The sequence below is a fragment of the Streptomyces sp. NPDC101110 genome (assembly GCF_044759525.1).
In the GTDB taxonomy this organism is placed as follows: domain Bacteria; phylum Actinomycetota; class Actinomycetes; order Streptomycetales; family Streptomycetaceae; genus Streptomyces.
In genome coordinates this window covers 25,302-46,723 of record NZ_JBIVZM010000002.1, presented here as the reverse complement: position 1 = coordinate 46,723, position 21,422 = coordinate 25,302, and the positions used below count along the sequence as shown (strand labels likewise).

Here is a 21,422-nt window from a genome sequence, read left to right as displayed (position 1 = left end):
CGGTCAGCCGGACGTCGAAGGCTCCGGGGCGATCAGGCCCTCGCGGTAGGCGATCGCCACGGCCTCGCCGCGGCTCGACGCGCCCAGCTTGGCGAGGATGTTGGAGACGTGCACGCTCGCGGTCTTGCCGCTGATGAACAGCTCCTCACCGACCTGACGGTTGCTGCGGCCGAGGGCGAGCAGCCGCAGGACGTCCTGCTCGCGCGCGGTGAGGACGGCGGCCCGGTCCCCGCCGCCGCCCGGCCTGTCCGACAGCCGACCGCGCCGGATCAGGTCGTCCACCTGTTCACGCAGCGGGGTGGCGCCGAGCCGGACCGCGGTCTCCCGCACCGTCCGCGCCTCGGACACGGCCTCCTCCCGGCGCCCGGCCGCCACCAGGGCCTCGGCGTAGCGCAGCCGGCACCGCGCCCGTTCGTGGACGTCGCCGTAACCGAACGCCGACACCACCTTCGCCCAGGCGGCCACCGCGTCCGGCCCCGACGCCGCCCTGAGCCACTCGGCCTCGGCCCGGGCCAGCCACGCCTGCCCCTCGGGACCCTGCGGCGTGCCGTCGTCGCGGACGGCCATGTCCCGCGCCAGTTCCACCAGTTCGGTCGCGGTGTCCGTCCAGCGGCGGGCACCGGCCTCGTCACCGGCCGACCGCAGCCCGACGGCCGCGTCGGCGACCGCCGACAACGCCAGCGCGGCGAGCCGCACCGCGACATCCGGGCGGGTGCCCGTCTCGTCGGTGAGGGCCCTGACCGTCGACCGCGCCCACCGCACCGCGTCCTCCGGGTCCCCCCGCAGCCCCGCCGCCTCGGTCAGCACGATGCCCGCGACCAGCGTGGCCATCCAGTCGAACGGCCCCTCCAGCAGAGCCCGCGCCCGATCGGCGGCCGTGAAGTCCCCCCGTGCGAGCGCCACGTACAGCGCGGGACCCATCGTGTACCCGCCGGCGGCCGGCAGCACGTCGGCGTCGGCCGCCGCCGCGCGCACACACTCGTCCCAGCGGCCCAGCACGTACAGCACCAGCAGTCGCAGATAGCGCATCTCCAGCGGGTACGGCGACGACAGCAGCCCGGCGCGCCGGGCCCGGTCGAGGCCCTCCGTCAGCCAGGGCACGCAGTCCGACAGGGCCCCGGACTCGTAACAGCCCATGGCCAGGTTGAACAGGGCACGCAGTTCCACGGGCGCGTTGCCCGAACTCCGCGCCAGGTCCCGGGCCTTGATCAGACGCTGCCGGCCTTCCGCGCCGCGCCGGCCCTCGCCGTCGAAGACGGCCAGCGAGATCAGCAGGTCCGCCTGGGCGTCGGTCACCCGCAGCCGCTCCGCCACTCCCAGGGCCCGCCGGGCGACCCGCAGCGCGGTCTCATTCTCCCCGACGTGACGTGCGGCCAGGACATGGGTCGCGGCCGCCCACACCCACGTTCGGGACGGGGGCTCCTCGGGGATCATCGCCAGGGCCTCGCTGCTGTAGGCGAACGCCGCCGTCAGGCTGTCCACGCTCAGCAGGTTCCCGGCGAGGGTGTAGCGGACCCGCGCGGCCAGTTCGGACTCGGCGTCCTGGCCGAGGCCGGCCAGCGCGGACCGGGTCAGGGAGACCGCACGGTGCAGCTCCCCGGCGTGTGCGGCCGCCGCCGACGCCCGCAGTGTCAGCGTCACACGGTCGACACCCCCGCCCGAGGGCCGGGCCTCGGGCCCGACCGCCGGCCACAGGTCCAGGGCCGCTTCGAGGTGCCGCTGCTCCTCGGCCGGGGCACCGACCCGCTGGGCGTGATCGGCGGCCTCCAGGGACGCGGCCAGCGCCTCGGCGAGATCGTGGCTCTCCCGGTAGTGGTGGGCCCGCTCCGCGGCACTCTCGGCCCGGTGCCCGCCTCCGGCGAGCAGGCGTGCGAACGCGCCGTGCAGCCTGGCCCGCTCCCCGGGCAGCAGGTCGGCGTAGACCGCCTCGCGGGCGAGGGCGTGCCGGAAGGAGTATGTGTCGTCGGCCCCGGCCACGAGCAGTTGCCGCCCGACCGCCTCGCGCAGCGCCGACTCCAGTTCCGCCTCCGGCAGCCCGGCCGCCTCCCGCAACAGGTCGTGCTCGACCCGGCGTCCGGCGACGGAGGCGGTCCGCAGCACCTGCTGCGCGGTCTCGGAGAGCTGCTCGAAGCGGATCAGCAGCACATCGGCGAGCCCACTGGGCACCCCGCCCGACTCGGTGTCGGTGGCGGCGAGCAGCTCCTCCGCGTAGAAGGCGTTCCCCTCGGCCCGCTCCACGATCCGCCGGACCGTGGCGTCCGGCAGCGGCCGGGGCTCCAGGGCGCGCACCAGCCGGTCCACGTCGGGGTCGGCCAGCGGCCGCAGTTCCAGCCGCTCGACGAGCGGCAGCCGTACCAGTTCCGCCAGCAGCGGCCGCAGCGGATGCCGGCGGTGCAGATCGTCGGCCCGGTACGAGGCGAACACCGCCAGCCGGTGCCGGAGCACGCCCCGGCCCAGCAGGAACCGCAGCAGGTCGCGCGACGACTGATCCGCCCAGTGCAGGTCCTCCAGCACCAGCAGCAACGGCGCGGCCTCCGCGGCGTCGGCCAGCAGCCCGGCCATCCCCTCGAACAGACGCAGCCGCCCGTCCACGTCCCGCACGGAGTCGGTCCCGGACCCCAGCAGCCGCTCGACCACGGGGTGGGCGGCGAGAGCACCGGAGAACCTCTCATCGCCGGCCAGCATCCCGAGGACCTCGGTGAACGGGAGGTACGGCAGCCCGACGTCGCCGAGGTCCACGCAGTGTCCGGTGAGCACGGTCATGCCCGTCGCGGCGGCCTGCCTCCCGGCCTCGTCGAGCACCCGGGTCTTGCCGACCCCGGCGTCCCCGGCGATCAGCACGGCCCGGGCCTCACCGCCTCGCGCGTGCTCCAGCACACCGGCCAGGCGCGCGAGTTCGGCGTCCCGCCCGACGACGGGGGCGGCCGATGAAGCCTGCTGCACAGGACCAACCTTCTTGTTCAGGGCGCGGAAACGGCGCGATCGACCACGAACGGCGTCCGGCCGCCGTACGCCGGACGGGCTCCGTCGCCTATGCGCGCAGGATCTTCGCCCAGTCGACGGGCACCCGCCCCGCCGGCCCCGGCGTGGGCTGATCCACCGGATGGCTCACCGGCGCGGTCAGCTCCGGCCCGCCCTCGTACAACTCGTTCGTCTCATAGTTCCAGTACCAGTCCTCACCCGGTTCGAAGCTCTGCACGAACGGGTGCCCGGTCTCCCGGAAGTGCCCCGTCGCGTGCTTCGCCGGCGAGCTGTCGCAGCACCCCACGTGCCCGCACTGCGCGCACCGCCGCAGGTGGAACCACCACCCCCCGGCCGTCTCGCACTCGGCACACCCGCTGCCGCTCGGCGGCACACTCGGGTCTATCCCGTTCTCGCCCGTCATGCAGACTCCTCCTCGGCCGCTGTCAGCGGAAGCAGTACCTGGAAACGTGTGTCGCCCGGCTCCGACTCCACGCGGATGGTGCCGTGGTGCTTGTTGACCACGATCCGCCAGGAGATGTCGAGCCCGAGCCCGGTCCCCTGGCCCACCGGTTTGGTGGTGAAGAAGGGATCGAAGATCCGCTCCCGGTCCTGTGCCGGGATGCCGACGCCCGTGTCCCCGAACTCCACCAGCAGCCGGTCGTGTTCCGCCGCCGTGCGCACGGTCAGCGTCCCCTCCCCGCCCGCGCTGTTCATCGCCGCGACCGCGTTGTCGATGAGGTTCGTCCACACCTGGTTGAGCTCCGCGGGATAGGCGGGGATCCGCGGCAGCGTACGGTCGTAGTCCTTGACGACCTTGATCTGCTTGCCGATCTTGCCGGACAGCATCAGCAGGGTGGAGTCGAGCAGTTCGTGCACATCGGCGTTCTGGAAGGGTGCCCGATCGAGCTGCGAGTACTGCTTGGCCGCGTCCACCAGGTGCGAGATGCGGGTGGTCGAGTCGTTGATCTCGTCCATCAGCAGCTCGGTCTCGACGGTGTAGTTGAGCCACCCGATGGCGCTCGGCAGGATGTCCTCGTCCACCGCCGCCGCGACCTGGTCCAGCCAGTCCACGTCGAGACCGGCCTGGACGAAGGTGGGCGCGATCCGCCAGCCCTCCGGGATGCCCTGGTCGTCCAGCCAGTCGGCCACGGCGTCCTCGCGGTCGGACGCCTCCAGCGGACTCAGCGCGGGGGCCTTGGCGACCCGCTCGGCCGTGCGCTCCTGGATGTCGATGAGGTTTGCCATGACCTCGGGCGCGTACGAACCCTGCGCGATGATCGCCAGCTTGTGGCGCATCTTGCCGACCCGCTCCCGAAGGGTGGCCGTCGCCCGCACGGCCGCCGCGGCCGGGTTGTTCAGCTCGTGCGTCAGACCCGCGGACAACGAGCCGAGCGCCAGCAGCCGTTCTCGCTGCCCGATGGCCCGCTGGGTGCTCTTCGAACCGAAGAACAACCCCTCCAGCAGGTGCACCGCCATCGGGAACCACTCCTGCATGATCTCCGCGAAGGTGTCGGCGGGCAGCACGAAGAACCGCGTCGGTTCCGTGACACGCATGGAGTTGTTGTAGACCTGCCGCACCCGGTCGCCCAGGTACGCCTGCATGGACCCCGCGTACACCCCGCGCTGCGAGGTCCGGGTCACCTCCACGTCGTCCCCACCGACCCGGCGATACAGCACCACGGTGCCGTCGAGCATCACGTAGAAGCAGGTCGCGGGCTCGCCCTCGGTGTACACCGGTCCGGGCTCGAACCGCTCCACGCGCCCCTCGGCGCACAACCGGCCGAGCTGCTCGGGCGTGAGCTTCTCGAACAGGAACAGCGCACCGATCTCCTGCGGGTTGCAGGGCCCCGCCTGCCCGCTCATGACTGCTCCAGGTACCGGTGGACGAGCATCACGGCCATGGCTCCCTCTCCGACGGCGGACGCGACCCGCTTCGCGGACTCCGAGCGGGCGTCGCCCGCCACGAACACGCCGGGCACATTGGTCTCCAGGTGGTACGGCGGCCGGTCCAGCTCCCAGTCCTCCGGCGGGCGTCCGTCGGGGGTCAGGTCCGGCCCGGCGAGGATGAACCCGCGCTCGTCCCGCAGCACCGTCCCGTCCAGCCAGTCGGTCAGCGGGGCCGCGCCGATGAACACGAACACCCACTGCGCGTCGACCTGTTCGGTGTGCCCGCTGTCCACGTCGCGCAGGGTCAGCCGCTCCAGACGGCCGTCGCCGTGCGCGGACTCGACGACCGTGCGGGCCCGGACCTGGATGTTGGGCGACTCCTCGATCTGCTGGATCAGGTAGTGCGACATCGACGCGGCCAGCGACTCGCCGCGCACCAGCAGCGTCACCGACTTGGCGCCCCGGGACAGGTACATCGCCGCCTGCCCGGCGGAGTTGGCGCCGCCCACGATGTACACGTCCTGGTCCTGGCAGGAGGGCGCCTCTGTGAGGGCCGACCCGTAGTACACCCCGCAACCGGTCAGTTCCTCGCAGCCGGGCGCGGCCAGCTGCCGGTAGGACACCCCGGTCGCGAGGATCACGCTGTGCGCGGCGACCGCCGAGCCGTCCGAGAACCGGACGATCCGCGCGGCGCCGTTGACCTCCAGGGCCGTCACCTCGCGCGCGGTGAGGATCTCGGCGCCGAACTTCGCCGCCTGCCGCCGCGCCCGGTCGGTGAGCTGGGCCCCCGACACGCCGTCGGGGAATCCCAGGTAGTTCTCGATGCGTGAGCTCTGACCGGCCTGGCCGCCGGTCGCCGACCGCTCCACCAGCACGGTCCGAAGGCCCTCGGAGGCGCCGTATACGGCCGCGCCGAGCCCGGCCGGGCCGCCGCCGATGACGACCAGGTCGTAGAAGTCGGCCGTCGGAGTCGTCGCCAGCCCGACCCGGGCGGCGAGGTCGACGTGCTCCGGCTCGACCAGCGGCGTCCCGTCCGGCGTGATCACCACCGGCAGCCGCATCCCGTCCTCGCCGGCCGCGGCCAGCAGCCGCCGCCCCTCCGGTTCGTCGGAGGAGTACCAGCGGTAGGGGACCTGGTTGCGGGCCAGGAACTCCCGCACGCCCGAGGAACGCGACGACCAGCGGTGTCCCACGACCTTGGTGCTGGGCACGGGCCGGAAGTCGCTGGACCGCCACGCCTGGAGCAGATCGTCGAGGACCGGGTACAGCTTCTCCTCGGGCGGGTCCCACGGTTTGAGCAGGTAGTGGTCGAGGTCGACGACGTTGATCGCGTCGATCGCGGCGTTGGTGTCCGCGTACGCGGTCAGCAGCACCCGGCGCGCGCCGGGGTAGACGTCCAGGGCCTGTTCGAGGAACTCGATGCCGTTCATCTGCGGCATCCGGTAGTCGGCCAGGATCACGGCCACGAGATCTCCGCGCAGCTTCAACTCCCGCAGCGCGTCCAGCGCGGACGCGCCGGACTCCGCCCGCACGATCCGGTACGACGCGCCGTACCGCCGTCTCAGGTCCCGGGCCACGGCCCGGGAGACCCCTGGGTCGTCGTCCACGGTCATGATGACGGTCCGCGCCGAATCGGCGGCCTGTGCCATACGTCCCCCACGCCGGGCGGTCGACTCACGGCACGGCGTCCCCGGGGCACCGCGCCGACCTCCGCCCATCGTATGTTCGATCGCCGCGCGGCGCTCCGATACGGAGATCGACTCCCGTGGGCGGGCACGGGCGGCGGTGGTGAAGACTGGGCGGGACAGTGACGTTCCACAGGGAGGCAGCCGGATGACACGCCCGATCACCGCAGGGGTCGACGGATCGGAGGAGAGCCTCGCGGCTCTCGCCTGGGCGGCGCGGGAGGCGGTGCGGCGCGACCGGCCGCTGCGCGTGGTGCACGCCTGGCGGGTGCAGACGCCGGAGCTGATCGAGAGCGCGGTCGCCACGGACGCGGACAGCCAGGCGCAGTGGGTGCACAGCGCGGTGGCCGAGGCCGTCGGGACCGTCACCGAACGGCACCCGGACCTCGAAGTGACCACCGACGTCATCGAGGGGCCCGTCGCCGCCGACACCCTGGTCGCCGCCGCGGCCGACGCCGAGATGCTGGTGCTCGGCTCGCGCGGGCACGGCCGCATCGTCGGGTTCCTGGTCGGCTCGGTCGGCCAGCATGTGATCGCCGAGGCCGACCGGCCCGTGGTGCTCGTGCGGGCAGGCGACCAGTCCTCCTCCGAGGCCGCCGGGCGGGAGATCGTCGTCGGCCAGCAGGGCGACCCGGAGGACAGCGCCGACGCGCTGCGCTTCGCCTTCGAGACGGCTGCCGCGCGCGGGGCGACCGTGCGGGTCGTACGGGCCTGGAGCCTGCCGCCCGTCTTCGCCTACAGCCCGGGCTCTCTGAAACTCCTCGACGAGGCCGGGGGACTGGAGCCGTTCGAGCAGAAGAGCCTGGCCGCGGCCGTCCGGCCGCTGCGGGAAAGGTTCCCCGACGTGCCCGTCGAGGAGCACGTGGAGATGGGCAGCGCGAGCCAGGTGCTGCTGTCGGTGGCCGGCACCGCCCAGCTGATGGTCGTCGGCCGCCGGGCCCACCGTACGGCCGTCGGGGCCCGCATCGGCTCGGTGGCCCACGGGATGCTGCACCACGCCGACTGCCCGGTGGCGGTGGTGCCGCACGCCTGAGGGCGCCGCTCCCTCACTCCGCCGTGGGCTGCAGCGTCTTGCGGGCCGTGGGCAGGATGTTCTGGATGTAGTCCTCGACCACGGCGTCCAGGCCGATGTCGTGCTGGGCCCGCTCGGACATGTACCAGCGGTGTTCGAGGAGCTGGTGGTAGATCTCCGCCGGGTCCATCGCACCGCGCAGTTCGACGGGCACGGCCCGCACGGTCGGCCGGAAGACCTCCCGCACCCAGCGGTGGGCGAGAACCTCGGGGCGTGCTCCCAGGGGATCGCCGGGGGCGTAGTCGTCCTGGGTCGCCATCCAGCTCTCCAGGTCGTTCAGCAGCCGCCGGGCCTGGTTCTCCTCCGTGTCCAGGCCGGTCAGGCGCAGCAGCTGGCGCTGGTGGTGGCCCGCGTCGACGACCTTGGGCACGAAGCTGACCGTGTCGCCGTTCGAGGCGTGCTCGATCTGCATCTCGGCGACGTCGAACCCGAGGTCGTTCAGGCGGCGGATGCGGCGTTCTATGTAGTGGTACTTGCCCGCCGGATAGACGGAGGCCCGGGTCAGCTCCTCCCACAGGCCGCGGTAGCGGGCACAGATCTCCATGCCGAACTCGATCGGGTCCACGGACGGGTGCAGCGCCCCCGACGCCTCCAGGTCCAGCAGCTCCCCACTGATGTTCACGCGGGCGAGGTCGAGGTCGTACTCGCGCTGTCCCGTGCTGAGCTGCGGATGCAGGTCACCGGTCTCGGCGTCCACCAGGTAGGCGGCGTAGGCGCCCGCGTCGCGCCGGAAGAGGGTGTTGGACAGGGAGCAGTCGCCCCAGGCGAAGCCGGCCAGGTGCAGCCGCACCAGGAGCACGGCGAGCGCGTCCATCAACCGGTGCATGGTGGCCGGGCGCATGGTCGTCTCGAACATCGAGCGGTACGGCATCGAGCCGCCCAGGTGCCGGGTGACCAGGACGCTCTCCAGCGGGGCGCCGCTCGCGTCGGTGCGGCCGGTGACCACGGCCAGCGGGTCCACCGACGGGATGCCGAGCCGGTCCAGGTCGCGCAGCATGTCGTACTCGCGCAGCGCCGGCCGCTCGGCCAGTTCCTTGACGGCGATCACCTCGTCGCCCGCGCGGGAGTAGCGCACCACGTGCCGGGAGATGCCCCGCGGCAGCGGTACCAGGTACTCCTCCGGCCACTCCTCCAGAGGTACGTCCCACGGCAGTTCCAGCAGGAGCGCGGGGTGCTCCGGATTGGTCGCGCTGATCTGCAGTGCCATGGGCCGGGTGTCCTTGTCTCGCCGCCGATCGTCACATCAGATTAGAGGGCCCGCTCCCGGGCCCGGAGAGCGGCGTCCCGCACCGGCCCCCGGTGGACCGGCCCGTGCCCGGGGAGCACCAGCTCGCCCTCCAGCTCCGCCAGTACGTCCAGGGATGCCAGGGCGCGCGGGCGCTCGTGGTGGAACATGTCCGGCAGCAGCTGCGGCCCCTCGACGCGTGCGGTGGGGTGGCCGCTGACCAGGGCATCGCCCGAGACCAGGACGCCGGTGCCCGGCAGGTGGTAGGCGCAGTGCCCATCGGTGTGGCCCGGCGTGTGCACCGGTACCGGCCGTCCCGGCAGGTCCAGGGCGCCCGGCGCCGGGAAGGCCCGGGGCGCGGTGACGGGGACGTCGGCGGTGCCGCCCGAGCGGATCGCGTGCACCGCCCACGGCAGCACGCCCGGCCGCCAGCCGTTCCTCAGCACCGTCCCGACGGACACCTGGTGCAGGAACTCCCGCCGGGCGTGCGGCACTTCGGCCTCGTGCAGGTACACGGGCGTGCCGTACGCGGCGCGCAGGTACTCGGCGGAGCCCAGGTGGTCGTTGTGCGCGTGGGTGATCAGCACGGCGGCGACGGCCTCCGGGGAGCCGCCCACCTCCGCGAGGGAGGCGAGGACCTGCTCCCGGTCGCCCGGGTAACCGGTGTCGATCAGGGTGAGTGCGTCACCCTCCGTGAGAATCACCCAGTTCGTGTTGGATCCGTGCACCAGATAGGTGCCCTCCGCGACCTGGTGTACGTCTGCGTGCATGATCGCCCCGCCTCGTGTGGTCCCGCTCCCGGCCCGACGGCACAAGGAAAGCAGAACCAAGAGCGGGCGGAATCGCGGGGTCCGGCTCAACGGGCGGGTGCGCCCGGGCCGTTCCGGCGCGTCAGCGCACGCCGTGCGGACGGAACTGGATGCTGATGCGCGGCCCCGTCGCCCGCGTGCTCTTGGGGATCGCGTGTTCCCAGGTGCGCTGGCAGGAACCGCCCATCACGACGAGGTCGCCGTGGCCCAGGGGGCGGCGCACGGTGTCCCGGCCACCTCGCAGCGGGCGCAGCAGAAGGTCCCTGGGCGCTCCCACCGACAGGATCGCGACCATGGTGTCCTCGCGCGCCCCGCGTCCGATCCGGTCGCCGTGCCAGGCCACGCTGTCCCGGCCGTCCCGGTAGTAGCACAGCCCGGCCGTGGTGAACGGCTCACCCAGTTCCTCGCGGTAGTGGGCGCTGAGCGCGTCCCGTGCCTGGGTCAGTACGGGGTGCGGGAGCGGATCGTCCCCGCCGTAGTACGCGAGCAGGCGGGGGACGTCGACCACGTGGTCGTACATCGTGCGCCGCTCGGCCCGCCACGGGACCTCGGACGCCAGTCGTTCGAACAGGTCGTCCGAGCCGCTGAGCCACCCGGGGAGCGCGTCGAGCCAGGCGCCGAAACCGAGGTCGGTACGGCCGATCCCGTCCAGCGGGCCGAGGCGCAGCTCGTCGGCCTGGTCGAAGAGGGAGCCCTGGAGGTGCATGCCGCCAGCGTACTCCTTAATCGAAAGTGTGTTCCATGTCTGCGAAGGGGGGTCCTCCTCGGGCGGGCTTTCGATGCATCGGTGTATCCAATACAGTCATGTATCGAAAGGTTCGAAGGGAGGCCGGGCATGGCGGTCGAGGGAAGCGCCGGGCGGGTGACCAGGCGCCGGGTCCACACCCGGGCCAACCTCCTCGAAGCGGCGTTCTCCGTGTTCGCGGCCAAGGGGTTCGGGCACGTCTCGATCGAGGAGGTCTGCGAGGCCGCCGGCTACAGCAGGGGCGCCTTCTACTCCAACTTCTCCAGCCTTGACGAGCTGTTCTTCGCCCTCTACCGCGAGCGCGCCGACCTGATCGCCGAGCAGGTCTCCGGAGCCCTCGCCCTCGACGGTCCCGACCTCGACGTGCCCGCCGCCGTGGACCGCGTCACCGACGTCCTGCTCCTGGACCGCGACTGGCTGCTGGTGAAGACGGACTTCCTCGTGCACGCCGCCCGCGACCCGGAGGTGGCGCGCAGCCTGCTCGAACACCGCGCGCGGCTGCGGCGGGCCGTCGCCGACCGGCTCGCCCGGGCCCGCGGGCACACCGCGCTGCCCGCCGTACTGGGTGACGCCGACGGCGCCGCCCACGCCGTGGTCGCCGCGTACGACGGCGTCACCACGCAACTGCTGCTGGACCGGGACCTGGACCAGGCCCGCGCCTGGCTGAAGCAACTGCTCACGGCCCTGCTGACCGACGGCAGCGGCACCCTCGATCACTAGAAGAACTGAAGAAGGGAACGGTCGCCATGGATGCCGATGTCATCGTCGTCGGAGCGGGCCTCGCCGGACTGGTCGCGGCGCACGAACTGACCAGCAGGGGCCGGCGGGTCGCTCTCGTCGACCAGGAGAACGCGGGCAACCTGGGCGGCCAGGCCTTCTGGTCCTTCGGCGGACTGTTCCTCGTCGGCTCACCGGAGCAGCGGCGCCTGGGGATCAAGGACTCCTTCGACCTCGCCTGGAGCGACTGGCGGGGCAGCGCGGGCTTCGACCGGCTGGAGGACGAGGACTCCTGGGCCGTGCGCTGGGCGCGCGCCTACGTCGAGTTCGCCGCGGGGGAGAAGCGGTCCTGGCTGGACGGACACGGCATCACCTTCCTGCCGACCGTCGGCTGGGCCGAGCGCGGCGACCTCACGGCGCACGGGCACGGCAACACCGTGCCCCGCTTCCACGTCGCCTGGGGCACCGGCACGGGCGTCGTCGAACCGTTCGTGCGCTACGCCGAGCAGGCCGCCCGCGACGGCCTGCTCACCTTCCACCACCGCCACCGGGTCGACGCACTCGTCGTCGAGGGCGGCACCGCCCGGGGCGTGCGCGGCACGGTCCTGGCCGAGGACCCGGCACCCCGGGGCGTCGCCTCCAGCCGCGAGGCCGTCGGCGAGTTCGAACTCACCGCCCAGGCCGTCGTCATCACCAGCGGCGGCATCGGCGCCAACCACGACATCGTCCGACGCCACTGGCCCGAACGCCTCGGCAACCCGCCCCGCGAGATGGTCACCGGCGTCCCCGCCTACGTCGACGGACGGATGCTCGACATCAGCGCCGAGGCCGGCGTACGGCTGGTCAACCGCGACCGCATGTGGCACTACACCGAGGGCCTGCGGAACTGGGACCCCATCTGGCCCGGCCACGGCATCCGCATCCTGCCCGGCCCGTCCTCCCTGTGGTTCGACGCCCTCGGCCGCCGGCTGCCCGGCCCGTACCTGCCCGGCTACGACACCCTCGGCACCCTGAAGCATCTGCGCACCACCGAGGACATCGCCGGGTACGACCACTCCTGGTTCATCCTCACGCAGAAGATCATCGAGAAGGAGTTCGCGCTGTCGGGCTCCGAGCAGAACCCCGACATCACCGCCAAGGACCGCGCCGGGTTCCTCAAGGAGCGCATTCTCGGCAAGGGTGCTCCGGGACCGGTCGACGCGTTCCTGCGCAAGGGCGCCGACTTCGTGACCGCGTCCACTGTGGAGCAACTCGTCGCGAAGATGAACGATCTCACCGACAAGCCGCTGCTCGACGCGGACGGGATCAAGCGCCAGATCCAGGCCCGCGACCTGCAGATCGCCAACCCCTACGCCAAGGACGCCCAGGTGCAGGGCATCCGCAACGCCCGCCGCTACATCGGCGACCGCCTCGGCCGGGTCGCCACCCCGCACCGCATCCTCGACCCGGCGGCCGGGCCGCTGATCGGCGTCAAGCTGCACATCCTCACCCGCAAGACCCTCGGCGGCATCCAGACCGACCTCGACTCGCGCGCCCTCGGCACCGACGGCAAGCCGGTCGACGGGCTGTACGCGGCAGGCGAGGTCGCCGGGTTCGGCGGCGGCGGCGTCCACGGCTACAACGCCCTGGAGGGCACCTTCCTCGGCGGGTGCCTTTTCTCGGGCCGGGCGGCGGGCCGGGCGGCGGCGCAGCAGACCGCCTGACCGACGGCGCCGCGTGGTGCCTTCAGGTTTCGAGGAGGCGGGCCAGCACGGTGGCGTGGCTCTGCTCGGGCGTCTTCGACGCGGTCAGCAGGGTCACGTCGCCCCGACGGACCAGCTCGCGCACACCGTCGAGCGCCTCGGCCGCCTCCTCGGAGGCGAGTTCCGCCTCGTACCGCTCGGAGAACTCCTCGTACGAGCCCTCGCCCGTGTGATACCAGCGTCGCAGCTCCGTCGACGGGGTGAGGGCCTTCGGCCACTCGTCCACCCGCGCCGCCTCCTTCGCCAGCCCGCGCGGCCACAGCCGGTCGACCAGGATCCGTGCCCCGTCCTCGGGCTCGGCGGGCTCGTAGACGCGGCGCACACGCACGCTCATGGTCGGCTCCTCTGGGCGGCGACACCGGCAGGTGCCGCGAGCCTAACCCCGGCCGGACGCCCGCACCGCCCGGCGCCGAGCGGCCGGTTCCGCCCGGGCCGGACGGGTACTCCGTTCGCCTGACCAGGTGGAGGAAGGGGGTCATGACATGAGTGCACAGGGCGATCTGCGGGTCGTGCGGACCCTCGACGAACTCGCCGGGCTCGTCGAGCGGCACCGGGGCCTGTACGTCCGCTGGTCGCGGGGCCCGGAGACCGATCTCCGTGAGGTGTCCAGCACCGACGACCTGACAGGTGTGTCCCTGCCGGGGCTGTCCGCCAGCCCGCTCGGCGTCGAGGACTGGTGGGGGGACCGGCCGGTACGGGTGTGGGTGGCCCGTCGGCTGCACGACTACGCGCACCTTCCGCACGACAAGGGGCCGGGCGTGCGCCCCTGGGTGCTCACCGGCACCGAGGCCGCCCGCGGACCCGACAACGAACCGCTGGTCACCGACGTCCGCCCGCTGTGCCGGCTCGACCAGCGGGTGATCGACGAGGCGAGGGCGGAGGTGGCCCGGCAGGCGAACCCCTGGGGACCGCTGCGACGCAGCTGAGACCCCAGGGGCGGTGGCCGTGGTCAGCCGGAGCGGCGGCGGGCGGCGGCGCGGCGCTTCAGCGCACGCCGTTCGTTCTCGCTCGTCCCGCCCCACACGCCGATGGACTGACCGGTGTCCAGGGCCCATTGCAGACACTGCTCCTGCACGGGGCAGCGCCGTCGGCACACCGCCTTGGCCTGTTCCGTCTGCAACAGGGCCGGCCCGGAGGTGCCGATCGGGAAGAAGAGCTCGGGGTCCTCGTGCCGACAGGCAGCGTGGTCTCGCCAGTTGTCCATCGAAGTCACCTGCATCGCAGTAGAAACGTACTCTCTCGGATGCTTACTCCTTTTCGGGTGACCTGTCGATGCCCGGTGAAACAGGCCGTTCCAGGACAGTCGTTCACTGCTCCCGCATGCCCCAGGGGGAGCCGTAGTCCGTCAGCAGGTCCAGGAACGGCCGGGCGGGGAAGGCCTCGGGCCCGAGCACGCCCGCACCGGACCAGGCGCCCGTCGCGATGAGTTCGAGCGCGACGACGGGGTTGATCGCCGTCTGCCACACCACGGCCTGGGAGCCGTACTCGGCCATCGACCATTGGTTGTCGACCACGTGGTACAGGTACACCTCGCGCGGCTCGCCGTCCTTCACGCCCCGTACCCAGGTGCCCGCACAGGTCTTGCCGTGCATCCGCTCGCCCAGCGTCGCCGGGTCGGGCAGGCACGCGGCGACCACGTCCCGGGGCGACACCTTCACCGGGCCGTCCGGCCCCGGCACGGTCACCGGATCGGTGCGGTCCAGGCCCAGCAGGTGCAGCGTCCGCAGCGTCTCGACGAACTCCCGGCCCAGGCCGTACTTGAAGGTCACCCGGCGGGCGTCGACCCAGCGCGGGACGAGCAGCACCTCCTCGTGCTCCACGTTCACGCACTCGACCGGGCCGATGCCCTCGGGGAAGTCGAAGACCTCGGGCTCGCTGAACGGCTCGGTGGTGAACCAGCCCTTTCCGCTCTCATAGACGACCGGCGGGTTGAGGCACTCCTCGATGGTGGTCCAGATGCTGAACGAGGGCGCGAAGTCATAGCCGTCGACGGCCAGGTTCGCTCCGTCGCGGATGCCGATCTCCTCGATCTCGTCGAAGAGTTCGTCGGCGGCGTAGCGCGCGAACACGTCCGAGAGACCCGGCTCCACGCCCATGCCGACGACGGCCAGCAGCCCCTCCTTCTCCCAGTCGGCGGCCTGGGCGAACTGCTCGTCACCCAGCTTGACCCCGCACTCCTCGTACGGCCGCTCGGCATGCGGACGGGACAGCGACATCGCCATGTCGAGATAGGTGGCGCCCGCGCTGCGGGCCGCGCGGAACAGCGGCATCACGAAGCGGGGATCCGTGGCGTTGAGCAGGACGTCGCAGCGGTGCCGGTCGAGCAGGCGGGCCACGGCGCTCTCGTCGCCGGCGTCGACCCGCTCCGCGGTGAAGCGCGCGTCGCCGCCGAGCGCCCCGACGGCCGCCTCCGCACGGTCCGGGTCGTAGTCGGCCACCACCATCGCCTCGAAGAACGGCCGCCGGGCCGCGATCCGGGTGATCGCCCCACCGACACCACCAGCACCCACGAGCAGTACACGCATGACAAAACTCCCTATATGCGAAGAACGTGACGCGCCCTTGCAGTGATGAAACGCCGCCCGGTGTCTTAAGGTCAATGGCGTTGGCATAAGGAGGGAGCCCGTCGTGCCCAAGCCCGTGGTGCCCGAGGAGAAACGCCGCCGGCGCAGGCCCACCAAGAGCGGCACCGTGCTGTCCGAGGAGCTGATCGTCGAGACCGCGCTGCGCATGCTGCGCGAACACGGCAGCGCCGGACTGACCGCCCGCCGGCTGGGGCTCGCCCTGGACGCCGACCCGAGCACGCTGTACCGGTACTTCCGCGGCATGGACGACCTGACCCTCGCCATCGGCGACGCCCTCATCGGCCAGGCGCTCCACGGCTGGCGGCGCACGGGGGAGTGGCGGGCGGACCTCAAGGCCTTCGGGCTGCGCATCCACGCCGCCTACCTCGCCCATCCGCAGGCCGCGCTGCTGACCACCAACCGGGTCACGGGCCGGGCACACGAGCTGGCCGCCGACGAGACCGTCCTGGACGTCCTGCGCTCGGCGGGATTCCCGCTGCCCGACACCGTGCGCATCTATCACGCCTTCATCGACCAGACCCTGGCCTTCGCCGCACTCGACGCCGCCTCGCTGGCCCTGCCCAGCGACTCGCTGCACGCCGACGAGGACATGTGGCGATCGACGTACGCCCGCCTGCCCGCCACCACCCACCCCCGCATCGCCGAGGCGGCGCCGCTGCTGGCCACCCGCATGCTGACCAGCGCCTACCCGACGGCCCTCGAGATGCTGCTGGACAGCGCGGCGGCCCGCCTGGAGGCCCTGCGGGGCTGACGCGGCGGGAACGCGAGCACCGTCGACACCGGTCTCAGGCCCGCAGCGCCTCCGCCGCGGTCGCGGTCACCGTCTCCGCCACCTGCGCGAGCGCCGGCGAGTCGAGCTTCCACTGCTGCCAGTACAGCGGCACGTCGACCGTGCGGCCCGGGTCGATGCCGACGAGCCGGCCGTCGCGCAGCAGCGGATCCGCCTGGGGCTCCGGCACCAGGCCCCAGCCCAGCCCCGCGGCGACGGCCTCGGCGAAGCCCTCCGAGGTCGGCACGTAGTGCCGCAGCGCGCTCGCGCCGACGCGTCCCCGGGTGAGCCCGCGGACGAAACCGTCCTGGAAGTCGTCGCGCCGGTCGAAGACCACCACGGGTGCCCGCGCGAGCGCCTCCGCCAAGGGTCCGCCGAGGTGGCGCCCGGCGAAGTCCGGCGCGGCCACGGGGAGGTAGCGCATGCGCCCGAGCGAGCGCACGGAGCAGCCCGGCACGGGGTCGGGCGACGAGGTCACCGCGGCCATCACGGCGCCCTCCCGCAGCAGGGCCGCCGTGTGGTCCTCGTCCTCGCGGCGCAGCTCGAAGTGGAGCCGCAGTTTCTCCGGCACGCGGGTGAGCACCGGGAGGAACCAGGTGGCCAGCGAGTCCGCGTTCACCGCCACCGACACCCGGGTCGGCTCCCCGGCACCGCTCAGTCCGAGCTCCGTGTAGGCGTCGTGCTCCAGCCGGGCCACCTGACGGGCCAGCCGCACCAGCACCTCGCCCGACTCCGTCGGCCGCACCGGCTTGGTCCGCAGCAGCAGCACCCGCCCGGTGCGCTGCTCCAGCGCCTTCACACGCTGGCTGATCGCCGACGGTGTGACGTGCAACGCGGCCGCCGCCGCGTCGAACGTCCCCTCGTCCACGACGGCGAGCAGGGTCCGCACCTGGTCCAGGGGGAGGTCCTTCATCAGCACAGGAGCTAATGATAGATAAGAATCATTAGCTGGACCCGGGTGGCGGCCGTCCGTAGCGTCGAGTCCATGACCAGCACCTTCACCGCCGGCGCCGCCGGTTTCGGCACCGGCCTGTCACTCATCGTCGCCATCGGCGCCCAGAACGCCTTCGTCCTGCGCCAGGGGATCCGCCGCCAGGCCGTCCTCGCCGTCGTCGGGATCTGCGCCCTGTCCGACGCCGCGCTCATCGCGCTCGGTGTCGGCGGTGTCGGCGCGGTGGTGGTGAAGTGGCCGGGCGCCCTGACAGCGGTCGGCTGGATCGGCGGCGCGTTCCTGCTGTGCTACGGGGCCCTGGCCGCCCGGCGGGTCCTGCGCAAGGACGGCGGCGCGCTGCGCACCGAGGGGGAGGCGGCCGGATCGGTGCGCCGGGCCGTGCTCACCTGCCTGGCGATGACCTGGCTCAACCCGCACGTCTACCTCGACACCGTGTTCCTGCTGGGCTCCGTGGCCGCCGACCACGGCCCGCTGCGCTGGACCTTCGGCCTCGGCGCCGTCCTGGCCAGCCTGTGCTGGTTCACCGCCCTCGGGTTCGGTGCCCGCCTGCTCGGCCGATTCCTCGCCAGGCCCGCCGCCTGGCGCGTCCTGGACGGCCTGGTCGCCGCCACCATGATCGTGCTCGGTGCCGTGCTCGTCGTCGGCAGCTGACCCCTCGGCCGCGGGCCGCCCCCGGGCCGGTGCGATAGTGATCCCCGCCCGGAAAGATGTAACGAGCATCCAGGAAGCGGCGCGTGGACACGAGCGAGAGCACGGACAAAGAGCGGGAACGCATACCGGAGGCGTCCCGGCGGCGCGGCCGGCGGCGGTGGGCCATGGACACCCGCCCTCTGCGCCGCCCCGCCTACCGGCGGCTGTGGGGGTCTACCGCCGTCACCGCCGTCGGCAGCCAGCTCACCGCCGTCGCCGTCCCCAAGCAGATCTACGACATCACGGGCTCGTCGGCATGGGTGGGCGCCGCGAGCCTGGCCGGCCTCGTGCCCCTGATCGTGTTCGCGCTCTGGGGCGGGGCGATCGCCGACACCATGGACCGGCGCAAGCTGCTGCTGATCACCAACAGCGGCATCGCCGTCACCTCGCTGCTGTTCTGGCTCCAGGCCTTCGCGGGCCTGGCGTCGGTGGCCACGCTGATGCTGCTGCTCGCCGTGCAGCAGGCCTTCTGGGGCCTGAACGCCCCGGCCCGCAACGCCTCCGTGGCGCGCCTGGTCCCCGATGACGAGCTGGCCGCCGCGAACGCCCTCGGCTCGACCGTGATGCAGACCGGCCAGGTGGCCGGCCCGCTGCTCGCCGGTGCCCTCATCCCCGTCATCGGGCTGCCCGAGCTGTACCTCATCGACGCCCTGGCGCTGGGGGTGACGGTGTGGGCGGTGTACCGGCTGCCCTCGCTGCCGCCCCTGGGCGGCACGACGGTGCGACGCGCGGGCGTGAAGGAGATCGCCGCCGGTTTCCGCTACATCTCCGGGCACACCGTGCTGCTGCTGTCCTTCCTCGCCGACATCGTCGCCATGGTCCTCGGCATGCCCCGCGCCCTGTTCCCGCAGCTCGCCTCCCAGACCTACGCACCGTACGGCGAAGGGCTCGCGCTGGGCCTGCTGTTCGCGGCGATCCCCGTCGGTGCCGTGCTGGGCGGACTGTTGTCGGGCACCTTCTCCCGGGCCAGGCGGCACGGCCCGATGGTCATCGGGGCGGTGGTCGCCTGGGGCGTGGCCATCACGGGTTTCGGGCTGAGCGGCAACCTCTGGGTCGCGGTGGCCTTCCTCGCCCTCGCCGGCGTCGCCGACATGGTCTCCATGGTCTTCCGTGGGGCGATCCTGCTGTCCGCCGCGACCGACGAGATGCGCGGACGCATGCAGGGCGTCTTCACCGTCGTCGTGGCGGGCGGGCCGCGTCTGGCGGACGTGCTGCACGGCACCGCCGGATCCGCCTTCGGCCCCCGCACCGCCGTCGCGGGCGGCGGACTGCTGGTCGTCGCGGTGATGCTGGTGCTCGCCGCCGCCGTGCCGGCGCTGCGGCGCTACCGCGTCTGAGCGCCCGAAGGGTTCACAGGGCGCCGCGCCGGTGCAGCGTGTACTGCTCCATCAGCTTGCCGCGGGTCATCTCCAGCCGGTGCGCGAGCACCTCGGCGACGTTGCGCACCAGCAGCATGCCGAGCTCCGAGTCCTCCTCGCACAGCCGCAGCACGGCCGCCGCGTCGAACTCGTAGGCCCGCACCGGGCTGAACGCCACCGCGCCGAAGTCCCAGGTGTACGGCGGGAACAGCCACGACCAGCCGAGCAGGTCGCCCGCGCCGAGACTGGCCACGGTCACCCGTTGCAGGGAGTTGACCTGCTGGTCGAGGGAGACGGCGCCGGACCGGATGACCCAGAAGCGGTCGGCCCTGCCGTCCGCCTCGAAGATGCGGGCGTCCTCGGGGAAGGACACCTCCCGGGCGAGCGTCATCAGGCGCTGCCGCTGGGGTGGAGGCAGGGCGGTCAGGAGTTTGATCGCTTTGGTCATGACGCGGAGCTCCTCGCCGGGCGGTCGACTGCGGTGCTGTCCCTAAGCCCATTTCAGCCGCTGCCGGGGCCTTGGGCACCTCGGCGTGCGCGACTTCTTCCGAGAGGTTGCCCGGGCATGAAAAAGCCCTGGCTGGACGGGGGAGACCAGCCAGGGCCGTCACACGGTGATGCACGGAGGACGAGAAGTCGACTCCGTCACCACGTATGAGTGAACGGTAAACCATTCGAGGGGTGTGCGCGCCCGGAGACCGGGTTGCGTGACCCGTTTCACTCCCGGCTCATTGCGCGAGCACCCGCACCGTCTCCAGCTCCGGGTCCTCGGGGTCGGGCAGGTGCATGCCCGCCTCCAGCCCCGTCCTCAGGTACGCCAGCACCGGCTCGGTCAGACACTCGCCGGGCAGCACGGCGGGGATCCCGGGCGGATACGGTGTGATCATCTCGGCGGCGACCCGCCCGGCGGCCTCGGAGACCGGTACGGCCTCGGCCCGGCCGAAGAACGCGTCCCGGGGCAGCACCGCCTGCTCCATCCGCAGCTCCGCCGGCGACGGCACCGCCACCCGCGGCGCCCGGGGCAGGTCCGGCGCCACCCGCGCGAGATCACGCAGCGCCTCCAGCAACGGCCCCGTGGTGTCCCGGTCGTCGCCGTGGGTGATCTGGGCGCCGATACGCCGGTGGTCCACCAGGTGCGCGTCGATGTGCCGGTGCTCGCGCAGCCAGTCCGCCGCCTGGAAGCCCGTGATCCCGAGGCCGGTGAGGTCGATGACCCCGGGCAGCGGGTCGAAGTCGTCGGCCAGGCCCGCACCGCAGAAGTCGTCCCGGTCGTTGACGTGCAGGCCGTCGATCCCCTCGATGGCCGCCCGGACCTCGGCCGCGAGATCCAGCGCACCTCCCATCAGCTCCTTGCCGCGCATCGCCATCTGCCGCCGCCAGCCGTCCAGCCCCGCGAAGATCAGCACCGACGGGCTGGTGGTGCCCAGCAGGTCCGCACGCATCCCCAGCAGCTCCGGCGGCACCAGATCGCCCTGGAGGTGGAAGACCGAACCCTGTTCAAGGCCGCTGCCCATCTTGTGGATGCTGGTCACGCAGATGTCCGCACCCGCGTCCATCGCCCAGGACGGCAGATCGGGGTGGAACGGCAGGTGCGCGCCCCACGCCTCGTCGACGATCAGCGGCCGCGAACGCCGGTGACACACGTCGGCGATCGCCCGCAGGTCCGCGCAGCCGCCGTACGGCGTGGGGCTCGTGACCAGCGCGCCGCGCGCGTCCGGATGCGCGTCGAAGGCCCGGTCGAACTCGTCGGCGGACGGAGGATGGGCGAGGTTGCGCCCGGCGTCCCACCTCGGCTCGACCCAGACCGGCTCGATACCGGAGATGATCAGACCCGCCACCACCGACTTGTGCGCGTCGCGCCCGATCAGCAGCTTCTCGTGCGGCCCCGCGACCGACAGCATCGCGGCCTTCACCGACAGGGAACTGCCGCACGTGCTGAAGAACGTGTGCTCGGCGTGCACCGCGTCGGCCATCAGCTCCTGGGCGCGCTCCAGCACCCGGCCCCGGGTCAGCCGGTCGTCCAGACCCCCCGAGGCCAGCACGTCCCCGTGGAACACCGCGTCACCGAGAATCTCCCGGACCGCCGGGTCCGCGCCACGGGCCTGTTTGTGACCGGGTGGCGTGAACGACAGACGCCCCTTGCGTCGGTACTCGTCCAGGGCTTCCAGGACCGGTGCTCGTGTGTGGTCGGCTGTCATGCGCACCGGGTTCCCGGCGTGTGC

Annotated in this window: 20 protein-coding genes; 7 read left to right on the top strand and 13 right to left on the bottom strand. The window is 72.6% G+C overall.

From position 1 onward, the window contains the following. Nucleotides 1-3 precede the first annotated feature (3 nt). The 4 genes from ACIQU3_RS03535 to ACIQU3_RS03520 form a co-directional block, all read right to left on the bottom strand. Entirely contained in the window at nt 4-2,943 is a 2,940-nt protein-coding gene (locus tag ACIQU3_RS03535; RefSeq protein ID WP_403728149.1) for a helix-turn-helix transcriptional regulator, read from the bottom strand. An 88-nt stretch (nt 2,944-3,031) separates the two neighbouring features. Then, nucleotides 3,032-3,385, bottom strand: coding sequence for a UBP-type zinc finger domain-containing protein (locus ACIQU3_RS03530; protein ID WP_403923242.1), 354 nt, complete (start codon nt 3,383-3,385; stop codon nt 3,032-3,034). Continuing rightward, entirely contained in the window at nt 3,382-4,827 is a 1,446-nt protein-coding gene (locus ACIQU3_RS03525) for an ATP-binding protein (protein WP_403728153.1), read from the bottom strand. Before ACIQU3_RS03525 ends, ACIQU3_RS03530 begins: the two co-directional genes overlap by 4 nt. Continuing rightward, on the bottom strand, nt 4,824-6,500 hold the full coding sequence (locus tag ACIQU3_RS03520) for an FAD-dependent oxidoreductase (protein WP_403728155.1): 1,677 nt from the start codon (nt 6,498-6,500) through the stop codon (nt 4,824-4,826). Before ACIQU3_RS03520 ends, ACIQU3_RS03525 begins: the two co-directional genes overlap by 4 nt. 184 nt (nt 6,501-6,684) lie before the next feature. Here ACIQU3_RS03520 and ACIQU3_RS03515 point away from each other — a divergent pair, with 184 nt between their 5' ends. After that, nucleotides 6,685-7,569 carry a universal stress protein gene (locus ACIQU3_RS03515; protein WP_403728157.1) on the top strand — a complete coding sequence of 295 codons (885 nt, stop codon included), beginning with the start codon at nt 6,685-6,687 and terminating at the stop codon, nt 7,567-7,569. 13 nt (nt 7,570-7,582) lie between these two features. Here the strand turns inward: ACIQU3_RS03515 and ACIQU3_RS03510 are convergent, their stop codons facing one another. From ACIQU3_RS03510 to ACIQU3_RS03500, 3 genes are all read right to left on the bottom strand, one after another. Then, nucleotides 7,583-8,815 carry a DUF4032 domain-containing protein gene (locus ACIQU3_RS03510; protein ID WP_403728159.1) on the bottom strand — a complete coding sequence of 411 codons (1,233 nt, stop codon included), beginning with the start codon at nt 8,813-8,815 and terminating at the stop codon, nt 7,583-7,585. A gap of 41 nt (nt 8,816-8,856) precedes the next feature. Beyond that, nucleotides 8,857-9,603, bottom strand: coding sequence for an MBL fold metallo-hydrolase (locus ACIQU3_RS03505; protein ID WP_403923240.1), 747 nt, complete (start codon nt 9,601-9,603; stop codon nt 8,857-8,859). A 121-nt stretch (nt 9,604-9,724) separates the two neighbouring features. Further along, nucleotides 9,725-10,348 carry an alpha-ketoglutarate-dependent dioxygenase AlkB gene (locus ACIQU3_RS03500; protein WP_403728163.1) on the bottom strand — a complete coding sequence of 208 codons (624 nt, stop codon included), beginning with the start codon at nt 10,346-10,348 and terminating at the stop codon, nt 9,725-9,727. Between the two features lie 129 nt (nt 10,349-10,477). Here ACIQU3_RS03500 and ACIQU3_RS03495 point away from each other — a divergent pair, with 129 nt between their 5' ends. Then, the gene (locus ACIQU3_RS03495; protein WP_403728166.1) at nt 10,478-11,107 is read left to right on the top strand and encodes a TetR/AcrR family transcriptional regulator; all 630 of its coding nucleotides are present in this window, start codon (nt 10,478-10,480) and stop codon (nt 11,105-11,107) included. Between the two features lie 26 nt (nt 11,108-11,133). After that, nucleotides 11,134-12,807, top strand: a complete 1,674-nt coding sequence (locus ACIQU3_RS03490) for an FAD-binding dehydrogenase (RefSeq protein WP_403728168.1) — start codon at nt 11,134-11,136, stop codon at nt 12,805-12,807. Between the two features lie 22 nt (nt 12,808-12,829). On the opposite strand, the gene ACIQU3_RS03485 is transcribed toward ACIQU3_RS03490, so the two are convergent. After that, nucleotides 12,830-13,180, bottom strand: coding sequence for a DUF488 domain-containing protein (locus ACIQU3_RS03485; RefSeq protein ID WP_403728170.1), 351 nt, complete (start codon nt 13,178-13,180; stop codon nt 12,830-12,832). A 148-nt stretch (nt 13,181-13,328) separates the two neighbouring features. On the opposite strand from ACIQU3_RS03485, the gene ACIQU3_RS03480 reads away from it, so the two are divergent. Next, the gene (locus ACIQU3_RS03480; protein WP_403728173.1) at nt 13,329-13,772 is read left to right on the top strand and encodes a DUF6098 family protein; all 444 of its coding nucleotides are present in this window, start codon (nt 13,329-13,331) and stop codon (nt 13,770-13,772) included. A 23-nt stretch (nt 13,773-13,795) separates the two neighbouring features. On the opposite strand, the gene ACIQU3_RS03475 is transcribed toward ACIQU3_RS03480, so the two are convergent. Beyond that, the gene (locus ACIQU3_RS03475) at nt 13,796-14,050 is read right to left on the bottom strand and encodes a WhiB family transcriptional regulator (protein WP_102909756.1); all 255 of its coding nucleotides are present in this window, start codon (nt 14,048-14,050) and stop codon (nt 13,796-13,798) included. 103 nt (nt 14,051-14,153) lie between these two features. Continuing rightward, entirely contained in the window at nt 14,154-15,371 is a 1,218-nt protein-coding gene (locus tag ACIQU3_RS03470; RefSeq protein ID WP_403923239.1) for a saccharopine dehydrogenase family protein, read from the bottom strand. Nucleotides 15,372-15,474: 103 nt separating this feature from the next. Here ACIQU3_RS03470 and ACIQU3_RS03465 point away from each other — a divergent pair, with 103 nt between their 5' ends. Continuing rightward, nucleotides 15,475-16,182 carry a TetR/AcrR family transcriptional regulator gene (locus ACIQU3_RS03465; protein WP_403728180.1) on the top strand — a complete coding sequence of 236 codons (708 nt, stop codon included), beginning with the start codon at nt 15,475-15,477 and terminating at the stop codon, nt 16,180-16,182. 34 nt (nt 16,183-16,216) lie between these two features. Here the strand turns inward: ACIQU3_RS03465 and ACIQU3_RS03460 are convergent, their stop codons facing one another. Then, nucleotides 16,217-17,113 (bottom strand): LysR family transcriptional regulator ArgP, encoded by an 897-nt coding sequence (locus ACIQU3_RS03460; RefSeq protein ID WP_403923237.1) that lies wholly within the window; start codon nt 17,111-17,113, stop codon nt 16,217-16,219. A gap of 72 nt (nt 17,114-17,185) precedes the next feature. Here ACIQU3_RS03460 and ACIQU3_RS03455 point away from each other — a divergent pair, with 72 nt between their 5' ends. Together ACIQU3_RS03455 and ACIQU3_RS03450 are read left to right on the top strand one after the other, a co-directional pair. After that, nucleotides 17,186-17,803, top strand: coding sequence for a LysE/ArgO family amino acid transporter (locus tag ACIQU3_RS03455; protein ID WP_403728186.1), 618 nt, complete (start codon nt 17,186-17,188; stop codon nt 17,801-17,803). Nucleotides 17,804-17,886: 83 nt separating this feature from the next. Continuing rightward, complete coding sequence (locus tag ACIQU3_RS03450; protein ID WP_403728190.1) at nt 17,887-19,179, top strand: MFS transporter; 1,293 nt, start codon at nt 17,887-17,889, stop codon at nt 19,177-19,179. A 13-nt stretch (nt 19,180-19,192) separates the two neighbouring features. Here ACIQU3_RS03450 and ACIQU3_RS03445 read toward each other — a convergent pair whose 3' ends face one another. Together ACIQU3_RS03445 and ACIQU3_RS03440 are read right to left on the bottom strand one after the other, a co-directional pair. Beyond that, the gene (locus ACIQU3_RS03445; RefSeq protein ID WP_403728193.1) at nt 19,193-19,648 is read right to left on the bottom strand and encodes a cyclic nucleotide-binding domain-containing protein; all 456 of its coding nucleotides are present in this window, start codon (nt 19,646-19,648) and stop codon (nt 19,193-19,195) included. 280 nt (nt 19,649-19,928) lie between these two features. Next, entirely contained in the window at nt 19,929-21,398 is a 1,470-nt protein-coding gene (locus ACIQU3_RS03440; RefSeq protein WP_403728195.1) for an aminotransferase class I/II-fold pyridoxal phosphate-dependent enzyme, read from the bottom strand. Nucleotides 21,399-21,422 lie beyond the last annotated feature (24 nt).

What these genes read in the sequence shown, in the direction of transcription:
- ACIQU3_RS03485 (WP_403728170.1), bottom strand. Translation starts at nt 13,180, where the DNA reads ATGAGCGTGCGTGTGCGCCGCGTCTACGAGCCCGCCGAGCCCGAGGAC.
- ACIQU3_RS03455 (WP_403728186.1), top strand. Translation starts at nt 17,186, where the DNA reads ATGACCAGCACCTTCACCGCCGGCGCCGCCGGTTTCGGCACCGGCCTG.
- ACIQU3_RS03480 (WP_403728173.1), top strand. Translation starts at nt 13,329, where the DNA reads ATGAGTGCACAGGGCGATCTGCGGGTCGTGCGGACCCTCGACGAACTC.
- ACIQU3_RS03495 (WP_403728166.1), top strand. Translation starts at nt 10,478, where the DNA reads ATGGCGGTCGAGGGAAGCGCCGGGCGGGTGACCAGGCGCCGGGTCCAC.
- ACIQU3_RS03510 (WP_403728159.1), bottom strand. Translation starts at nt 8,815, where the DNA reads ATGGCACTGCAGATCAGCGCGACCAATCCGGAGCACCCCGCGCTCCTG.
- ACIQU3_RS03490 (WP_403728168.1), top strand. Translation starts at nt 11,134, where the DNA reads ATGGATGCCGATGTCATCGTCGTCGGAGCGGGCCTCGCCGGACTGGTC.
- ACIQU3_RS03500 (WP_403728163.1), bottom strand. Translation starts at nt 10,348, where the DNA reads ATGCACCTCCAGGGCTCCCTCTTCGACCAGGCCGACGAGCTGCGCCTC.
- ACIQU3_RS03440 (WP_403728195.1), bottom strand. Translation starts at nt 21,398, where the DNA reads ATGACAGCCGACCACACACGAGCACCGGTCCTGGAAGCCCTGGACGAG.
- ACIQU3_RS03505 (WP_403923240.1), bottom strand. Translation starts at nt 9,603, where the DNA reads ATGCACGCAGACGTACACCAGGTCGCGGAGGGCACCTATCTGGTGCAC.
- ACIQU3_RS03525 (WP_403728153.1), bottom strand. Translation starts at nt 4,827, where the DNA reads ATGAGCGGGCAGGCGGGGCCCTGCAACCCGCAGGAGATCGGTGCGCTG.
- ACIQU3_RS03460 (WP_403923237.1), bottom strand. Translation starts at nt 17,113, where the DNA reads ATGAAGGACCTCCCCCTGGACCAGGTGCGGACCCTGCTCGCCGTCGTG.
- ACIQU3_RS03520 (WP_403728155.1), bottom strand. Translation starts at nt 6,500, where the DNA reads ATGGCACAGGCCGCCGATTCGGCGCGGACCGTCATCATGACCGTGGAC.
- ACIQU3_RS03515 (WP_403728157.1), top strand. Translation starts at nt 6,685, where the DNA reads ATGACACGCCCGATCACCGCAGGGGTCGACGGATCGGAGGAGAGCCTC.
- ACIQU3_RS03530 (WP_403923242.1), bottom strand. Translation starts at nt 3,385, where the DNA reads ATGACGGGCGAGAACGGGATAGACCCGAGTGTGCCGCCGAGCGGCAGC.
- ACIQU3_RS03445 (WP_403728193.1), bottom strand. Translation starts at nt 19,648, where the DNA reads ATGACCAAAGCGATCAAACTCCTGACCGCCCTGCCTCCACCCCAGCGG.
- ACIQU3_RS03475 (WP_102909756.1), bottom strand. Translation starts at nt 14,050, where the DNA reads ATGGACAACTGGCGAGACCACGCTGCCTGTCGGCACGAGGACCCCGAG.
- ACIQU3_RS03470 (WP_403923239.1), bottom strand. Translation starts at nt 15,371, where the DNA reads ATGCGTGTACTGCTCGTGGGTGCTGGTGGTGTCGGTGGGGCGATCACC.